This window comes from Aminicella lysinilytica (assembly GCF_004362975.1).
GTDB lineage: Bacteria > Bacillota > Clostridia > Peptostreptococcales > Anaerovoracaceae > Aminicella > Aminicella lysinilytica.
Map to the genome: position 1 here is coordinate 1 of NZ_SNXO01000064.1, position 6275 is coordinate 6275.

Genomic DNA, 6275 nt, shown 5'->3' on the forward strand with positions numbered 1-6275 from the left:
CAAGTTGTTTTTGTCCAATTACATTTTAACTGAAATTAGAGCTATGTGCTCATTTTTTTTATTTAATGAATTTACACCATTATATGTCCACTATCTTTGATGCGCCACATCGTAGCAAAAAAATCAGTGATTCTTGCACAGGTCAGGCAGAGACCGGATTCAACCAAAGAAAAGACAGGTCAGGCAGAGACCGGATTCAACCAAAGAAAAGACGGGTCAGGCAGAGACCGGATTCTGATAGCAGAAAAAATAGTTCTTGCCAAAAGAAATGACTATGATTATAATCGTAACAAACAAGTAACCGTCGACTAACAAATGATGCGGTTAAGATCGGAGAAGTATTATGGAAGATTTTGCTGGATTTATTGGTTGGGTCATATGTGTCTGCTGGGTAATTGCTCTACTCAACTACTTCGTCAAATGGATATTCAAGACGTGGATCGTCAAACTTCCGAAAGAATCGGGAATAAGGGCGCTGTACCAGCTGCTTATGAAGATCATAGTAAAATACCACAGACTCGTTGGAACTGTGGCGGTGACTTTTGCGGTGGGTCATATGGCATTGCAGTTGGTATATGATACGCTGTCTATTACGGGCATAGTCGCAGTGGCCGTCATAGTATTGTCAGGAGTGACGGGTATAGCCCTGAGCGTCAAACGCCGCAACGGCGTGCTGCTGGCTCATCGGGTATTTACATTCGCGAGTCTTATCTGTCTGGCCATACATGTGCTGGTCGCTGGCTAATTGGCGGTAGTTGGCATTTCTATAGGTCCATGCACAAAATAATCTTCGGCGGTCTCGCGCAAAAGTTCTGCTGCGTGCTCCATGGCGTATTCTACGGTCATGGAGTTTTTTCTTGTCTTGATGATGCGGTTCAGGCCCAGGTCGTACATGGATTCATAGCCTTCGCCTAGGTCGCCGACTATGGCAATGCAAGGCACACCGGCTAAGCGGCAGGCGCGGGAAACGCCGCTGGCGACTTTGCCCTGGGCGGACTGGGCATCCATGCGGCCTTCGCCGGTGACGACAAGGTCGGCACCGGCTGCTTTCTCTTTGAATCCGACCATGTCCATTACTGCATCGACGCCGGAGCGGATCTCAGCCCCCGCGAAGGTCAGCAGACCGTAGCCCAGACCTCCGGCCGCTCCGGCTCCCGGCGTTGCGGACATATCACGGCCGGTCTCGCGTTTAATGACTTTGCTGAAGTGGTACATTCCTCTTTCCAGCTCTTCGATTTCGGGCGAGGTAGCGCCTTTCTGCATGGCGAAGACATGGGCGCAGCCATTGGAACCGAGAAGGGGATTAGTCACATCGCTCATGACAATAAGGCGGACTGGGCCGGCGCCGGAGGCGCCGGCCGATCCTTCAGAATTCGGATCGGCATCAAGTTTAGCCGTATCGGCATCGGGGCCGGCGCCGGAGCCTGCGGCTCGGACGCCTGGGTTGTCGGCCAGACCGGCTATGCGGCCGTCAAGGTCCGACAGGTCCACACCCTCTATCCGCATAAGATTGGACGGGACCGGCGCCAGTTCACGGCCGGTCCGGTCCAGGAAACGCGCCCCAAGGGCGGCGGCGAAGCCGAGGCCGCCGTCGTTGGTGGCGCTTCCGCCTATACCCATATAAACAGTACGGCAGCCGCGGGAGACGGCGTCCATAAACATCTGCCCGGTACCGTAAGTGTTAGAATGCATAATATCACGCATATTTTTGTTCACCAGATGAAAGCCCGAGGCCGAAGCTATTTCCATGACAGCTTTGTTGCCGTCGAAAATGCCGTAGCTGGCATCCACTGTCGAGACTGGGCCGGGCAGTACAAGGGGGCCTTGAACATGGACAGACTGCCTTTTGCCCATTAAGACGGAGAGCAGGCAATCCACAGTGCCTTCGCCGCCGTCGGCCATAGGAAGCCTGACCACCTCTGTAGACGGATCCGCTGATAATGCGGCCTCCGCAACGATGTCGCAGACCTGCGCCGCGGAGAGAGTGCCTTTGAATGAGTCCGGTGCGATTACTATCTTCATGATGAACCTCCATTTGAAATCATCATACCACGAGGGCGAGGCCGGAGCAATAGGAAACCGCCCCATGGAACATACCATGCGCTTATAAATATTATGGTTACAATACAAAAATTGGTATGTAAAACTGTGAATATTTATGATATTATATATTCACAAGGTAAAGGAGTAAAGAATGGAAAAAGATAAGGTCTATATAATCGGCCACAGGAACCCGGATACGGATTCCATATGTTCGGCCATATGCTACGCGAATTTGAAGAATATTATCGGAGACGCCGAATATATACCGGTCAGGGCCGGAGATGTCAACACTGAGACGGAATTCGTGCTGGACCATTTCGGTGCCTCAGCGCCTGCCCTCATGGAGAACATAACCACTCAGGTCAGGGATATCGAAATCAGGAAAACCAAGGGCGTCAGCCGGTGCACGTCTATTCGCAAGGCATGGAAGATGATGCAGGACAACGACATCGTAACTATACCTATCGTGACTAAAGAGGGCAGTCTGGAGGGATTGATCACGGTATCCGACATAGCCCATAACATTATGGATGTGTACGATAATACCGTTTTGTCAAAGGGCAAGACCATATACAGCAATATTCTGGACACTATCAACGGCGAGATGCTGGTTGGAGATCCGAAAGACGTTTTCGACGAGGGCAAAGTCCTTATCGGAGCCGCCAATCCGGAAATGATGGAGTCATATATAGACAAAGGCGACATAGTAATAGTAGGCAACAGGTATGAGTCGCAGCTCTGCGCTATTGAGGCCGATGCCGGCTGCGTGGTTGTCTGCCTGGGAGCCAGGGTGCCGGCCACTATAATTAAAATGGCTGAGAGCAAGGGCTGCCGCATTATTGCCACGCCTTATGATACCTACATGGTAACCAGTCTCATTGGTCAGAGCCTGTCAATCGGATATTTCATGAAGAGACACAATCTGACTGTATTCGATGACGACGATTATCTGGATGATATCAGCGATGTGATGGGTTCCAAGAGATACAGGGATTTCCCTATCCTTGGTGAAGATGGCAGATACATAGGCATGATATCACGTCGTAACCTGCTGGGTGCCAAGGGCAAGAAGGTCATCCTGGTGGATCATAATGAGCGGAACCAGTGTGTAGAAGGCATAGAGCACGCGGAGATACTGGAGATCATAGACCATCACCGTATCGGAGCCGTGGAGACCATGGCGCCGGTGTTCTTCCGGAACCAGCCGCTGGGCTGCACTTCGACCATTATATATGAAATGTATAAAGAAGAAGGCGTGACGCCGGATAAGCAGATCGCAGGTCTTCTCTGCAGCGCTATAATTTCTGACACCCTTATGTTCAGGTCGCCTACAAGCACGCCGGAAGACAAAGCCGCCGTGGCTGAGCTGGCGCCTATGGCGGGTATCGATGTTGAAAAATACAGCGAGCAGCTTTTCTCGGCCGCGGGGGATCTGGAGGGAAAGCCTCTGGAAGACATATTCTATTCTGACTTTAAAAGGTTCAATGCAGGCGATGTATTCTTCGGCGTAGGTCAGATAGTATCCATGAACAAAACAGAACTCAGGGATCTGGAGAAGCGGATGATTTCGTACTTGCCTGAGGCTATGAAGGAAACGGGTACTGATATGATGTATTTCATGCTGACTAACGTGTTGAGCGAGGTTTCGGGAATCATATGCGCAGGTGACGGAGCCAGACAGATAATACTGGATGCCTTCGGGCCGGCGGCAAAGGTGGAAGAGGACGATGACAATATGATTTTGCTTACGGGAGTCATGTCGCGGAAGAAGCAGCTTGTTCCTAATATTATCAGGACGTTACAGGAAAAGAAGGCGACTGTATAATTACAGAATATTTGAAAAAAGTTTGTAACCCTTGAAATTGCCTAAAATCTCGGGGGGGGGGTTGCAATAAATGAATTTTAGGTTATAATTATACTATGTGATTGTTTTATTGTACATGTGTGATAGAACCAGAGTTGAAAGGCTCCGGCGTGGGGTATGTCGATGAATAAAGGTAAACTGACGGTTTTGATCATAGAAGATCAGGAAATCAACAGGTTGCTGTTACAGGGCATTCTGAAGAAAGAATACAATGTAGTCGAGGCGGAGAATGGCAAAGACGCCTTTGAGAAACTGAGACAGCACAAAGATATTGCTGCTATCCTGGTTGATATCATCATGCCTGTTATGGATGGTTACACCTTCCTCAGAAAACTGAAGAAATCCGAGTTTTCCTCGTTGCCTGTTATAATGGTGACCGGGGAGAAGGATGATGATACTGAGTAGAAGGTGCTTAATTTAGGTGCCTGGGACTTCGTCACCAAGCCTTATATACCAAGAATACTGATGATGCGATTGAATAATGTTATTGTCCGCAGTCAGTATTATATGATAAGTGAGGTCAATTACGTGCATGAGCACGACCCGCTTACCGGTCTTTACAATCGTAACAAATTCTTTGAAGAAACAAGATTACTTATAGAATCCAACAGGGATCAGGTCTTCGCCCTGGTACGTTTTGATATAGACAGATTTCATCTGCTTAATTCATTCTGGGGTGAAAGCGAAGGCGACCGCTTCCTGAAATTCATCGCGGGATATATACAGAGAGTCGGCAAAGAAGTTCAGCCATGCACCATGGGCAGGATCAGCGCGGACGTATTTTGCCTGTGCGTACCTTTTGACGAGGCCGGCATAACCGAATATGTTGACAATGCCTGTAATATTTTAGAAGCCTACAATAAAAACTATCTTATCGAACCATCCTTCGGCATATATGTCATTCGCGATCATGATTTGGATATCCAGACCATGTATGAGCGCGCGACACTGGCAGCCAAGGAATGCAAGGGCAAGTACATGGTCACCATGTATTACTACAAGCCTGAACTCAGCGAGAAGATAGAAAGGGAGCAGGAAATCGTCAATGAGATGCAGACTGCTCTGGACGAGAATCAGTTCGTCGTTTATTATCAGCCGAAATACAACCTCAGAAATGAGCTGCCATATGGAGCAGAAGCTCTCATAAGGTGGAAACATCCGACCAAGGGAATGATAATGCCTGGAGCATTTATTCCGGTATTTGAAAAGAACGGCTTTATTGGAAAAGTCGATTACTATATGTGGGATAAGGTGTGCCAGTGGCTCAGGAAGAGAATGGATGAGGGCCACGAATCAATACCTGTTTCTGTCAATGTTTCGCGAGTAAACATGTATAATCCTAATCTGGTGAGTATACTGGAAGATCTGGTAAAGAAATATGATATACCTCCGGAGCTTCTGAATCTGGAAATCACCGAGAGCGCATACATGGACAGCCCGGGAGTTATGGAGAAGACCGTAATGGAACTGCAGGAGAAGGGGTTCATGATACTCATGGATGACTTCGGCAGCGGATATTCATCACTCAATACTTTGAAAAACATCCCGGTGGACGTGCTTAAGATCGACATCAATTTCATGTCGGGCGTAGAAAATCAAAGGCGCAGCGAGTGCATACTTGCGTCCATAATCCGTATGGCAGGCTGGCTGGAGCTTCCTGTAGTAATGGAGGGAGTAGAGACTGCCGAGCAGGTAGATTTCCTTAAGAGCATCGGCTGCGGCTATGTTCAGGGCTTCTATTATGCCAGACCTATGCCGCAAAATGAATACGAAGATCTGATCAATGGCGTCAGACAGACCCCTGTGGAATCTATTTCGGAAAATCACAGAGAAATGTCCCGTGCTCTCTGGTCTACAGACGGCACTATAAACCTGCTGTTTAACAGCATCGTAGATCCGGTTGCTATCTATGAATATGAAGGCAACGACTTCAAGGCCCTTAGAGTAAATGAAAAATTCAATGAGTGCTTCGGTTATGGCGGAGCCTTGAACGAAGGCATGTATGGCAAGATCGGAAGCGATATCAGTGAAGAGGACACTAAAATAGTTGCTGACGCCATCAAGGAGGTAGCTGATTCTAAGGGAGAGAAATATTGCATATATAACAGGATCGCTCAGGATGGCAAACTCCATAAAATCAAGATGTACATGAAGTACTGGGGGAAAAATGAGGCGTCAAGCATAATTTTCTGTATGTTCTACGATGTATAATTGTGTAATGACACATATAATAGTTTAGTAAACCCATCGGCGAAAGTGCCGGTGGGTTTTGAAATGTAGCTTTAGCGGCCAATTCCGAGCCGAAAGGCGAGGAATCAAAATCCACCTGCTATGCGGGTGGAGTCAATAACTTGAGTTTTAGGCAAAA

6 protein-coding genes are annotated in these 6275 nt (G+C 48.1%); 5 read left to right on the forward strand and 1 reads right to left on the reverse strand.

Annotation, left to right across the window (positions count from 1 at the left end; all coding sequences use genetic code 11):
- Positions 1-126 precede the first annotated feature (126 nt).
- Together EV211_RS10280 and EV211_RS10285 are read left to right on the forward strand one after the other, a co-directional pair.
- A complete protein-coding gene (locus EV211_RS10280; RefSeq protein WP_133529345.1) occupies positions 127-312 on the forward strand; it encodes a hypothetical protein in 186 nt (61 codons plus the stop codon).
- A gap of 31 nt (positions 313-343) precedes the next feature.
- On the forward strand, positions 344-745 hold the full coding sequence (locus EV211_RS10285; protein ID WP_133529346.1) for a hypothetical protein: 402 nt from the start codon (positions 344-346) through the stop codon (positions 743-745).
- On the opposite strand, the gene EV211_RS10290 is transcribed toward EV211_RS10285, so the two are convergent.
- A complete protein-coding gene (locus EV211_RS10290; protein ID WP_166635446.1) occupies positions 742-2022 on the reverse strand; it encodes a glycerate kinase family protein in 1281 nt (426 codons plus the stop codon). The two genes, EV211_RS10285 and EV211_RS10290, sit on opposite strands and share 4 nt — an antisense overlap.
- A 172-nt stretch (positions 2023-2194) precedes the next feature.
- On the opposite strand from EV211_RS10290, the gene EV211_RS10295 reads away from it, so the two are divergent.
- The 3 genes from EV211_RS10295 to EV211_RS10305 all read left to right on the forward strand — a co-directional run bounded on the left by EV211_RS10295 (position 2195) and on the right by EV211_RS10305 (position 6118).
- Positions 2195-3868: a putative manganese-dependent inorganic diphosphatase gene (locus tag EV211_RS10295; protein ID WP_133529348.1), complete on the forward strand. Its 1674-nt coding sequence runs from the start codon at positions 2195-2197 to the stop codon at positions 3866-3868.
- Between the two features lie 162 nt (positions 3869-4030).
- Complete coding sequence (locus tag EV211_RS10300; RefSeq protein ID WP_166635447.1) at positions 4031-4312, forward strand: response regulator; 282 nt, start codon at positions 4031-4033, stop codon at positions 4310-4312.
- A gap of 3 nt (positions 4313-4315) precedes the next feature.
- Positions 4316-6118: a putative bifunctional diguanylate cyclase/phosphodiesterase gene (locus EV211_RS10305; RefSeq protein WP_133529350.1), complete on the forward strand. Its 1803-nt coding sequence runs from the start codon at positions 4316-4318 to the stop codon at positions 6116-6118.
- The last annotated feature ends 157 nt before the right edge of the window (positions 6119-6275 follow it).

Bases quoted from the DNA above. Each gene is read 5' to 3' on its own strand.
- EV211_RS10300 (WP_166635447.1), top strand. From the start codon at position 4,031: ATGAATAAAGGTAAACTGACGGTTTTGATCATAGAAGATCAGGAAATC.
- EV211_RS10290 (WP_166635446.1), bottom strand. From the start codon at position 2,022: ATGAAGATAGTAATCGCACCGGACTCATTCAAAGGCACTCTCTCCGCG.
- EV211_RS10285 (WP_133529346.1), top strand. From the start codon at position 344: ATGGAAGATTTTGCTGGATTTATTGGTTGGGTCATATGTGTCTGCTGG.
- EV211_RS10295 (WP_133529348.1), top strand. From the start codon at position 2,195: ATGGAAAAAGATAAGGTCTATATAATCGGCCACAGGAACCCGGATACG.